General features: G+C 43.0%; 2 protein-coding genes. One reads left to right on the forward strand and one right to left on the reverse strand.

Annotated elements, in window-relative coordinates; all coding sequences use genetic code 11:
• Positions 1 to 113: 113 nt before the first annotated feature.
• Positions 114 to 1,046: a glyoxylate/hydroxypyruvate reductase A gene (locus F6K49_RS47700; RefSeq protein WP_293061443.1), complete on the forward strand. Its 933-nt coding sequence runs from the start codon at positions 114 to 116 to the stop codon at positions 1,044 to 1,046.
• Positions 1,047 to 1,057: 11 nt separating this feature from the next.
• Here the strand turns inward: F6K49_RS47700 and F6K49_RS47705 are convergent.
• A partial coding sequence (locus F6K49_RS47705; RefSeq protein WP_293109580.1) for a class II aldolase/adducin family protein occupies positions 1,058 to 1,568 on the reverse strand: 511 nt, incomplete at its 5' end.

Below are 1,568 nucleotides of genomic sequence, written 5' to 3' on the forward strand. Positions count from 1 at the left end.
TATGAGCTTCCATCTTCTTCATTAGCTTGTTTTTGATCATATCGGCGAAGGTATCAGAAACAAACAATTTACTCAGATTCGGATTTGTTGTAGTCATATTTAGAGTTTTAGTTATGTTTTCAATACTTATAATTTATGAAGCTGAAAATCTGGAACTATTGATTACGGAACTCAAGGCAAGTATACCAGAGCTTGATGTCCATATCTGGCCAGAAGTTGAGAACCCAGAGAAAATAGAAGCCATATTAACATGGAAGCCTCCTCTAGGAATAATGGAAAAATTTCCCAAGCTTAAGGGAATTATTTCCTTCGGGGCTGGAGTCGAAGAGATTTTACGAGACCCCAATCTTCCCCACAATGTGCCAATTGTTCGTATTGTTGAAGCTTGTGTGACATCAAGAATGAGTGAATACATCTTGTTAGCTGTTCTTCGTTTTCACAGACAAGCATTTACATATCAAACATTTCAAAAAACGCGACATTGGGAACCTTTACCTCTACCAGAAACCAGCTCCTGTACTATAGGAATCTTAGGTCTTGGTGTTCTTGGAACAGATGCTGCTGGGAAACTCAAGACTCTTGGTTTCCCGATTCGGGGTTGGAGTCGGACACCAAATAAAATCGATGGTATAGAGTGTTTTCATGGACCAGACCAGTTAAAACTTTGCTTGAGTAAATGTCGAGTGCTGGTGTGTTTACTTCCCTTAACTCCAGAAACAGAAGGAATTCTTAATCGTCAAACATTTTATGCCTTGCCTAAAGGAAGTTATTTGATTAATGTTGCACGGGGGCAACATTTAGTAGAAAAAGATTTATTAGAAGCATTAGATTCAGGTCAACTTTCAGGTGCTTGTCTGGATGTTTTCTCTAGGGAACCTTTGCCTGAAAATCATCCATTTTGGTCACACCCTCAAATTACAATAACACCCCATGTAGCAACTCAAACTGATTCTGAGTACTGGACAAAACCAATTGTAGATGCTATTCGTTGCCTTCGTGATGGTCTTCCTTTGAAGAATGTGGTGAATTGTGAACAAGGTTACTGAGGTTCCCATTATTACTGACGATATGAGGGATCGAGCCGGTCAAGCAAACGGCGATTGGCTGCCCATATCCTGGCGACCTCCTGGTTGTGGAAGGTTGGCTCCTCAAACTGGCGGGCTGTATGTTCACAAATCTCAGCTGGTGGCAGGATCGGCTTGGTGCTAGTACCTAGCACGTTGACTTGGATCTCGCACGCCTTATTCAGGTTGTACATATAGTAAAGTGCTTCTGCAACGGTTCGACCCACAGTTAAAAGCCCGTGGTTCCGCAGGATTAAACAGTTCTTCTGTCCTAGGGATGCAACCAGGCGATCGCGCTCATCAAGGTCGAGTGATATCCCCTCATAGTCATGGTAAGCAACACGATTATAGAACTCCATGGAAGCTTGGTTAAGGGGTAACAGACCCTCTTCCATCGCAGCAACCGCCATGCCACTTACAGTATGGGTGTGGGCGATCGCATGAGCATCAGGACAACCTAAATGAATGGCGCTATGGATGGTGAATCCTGCCTGATTTACTTCA

The sequence above is a fragment of the Moorena sp. SIO3I6 genome, from assembly GCF_010672095.1.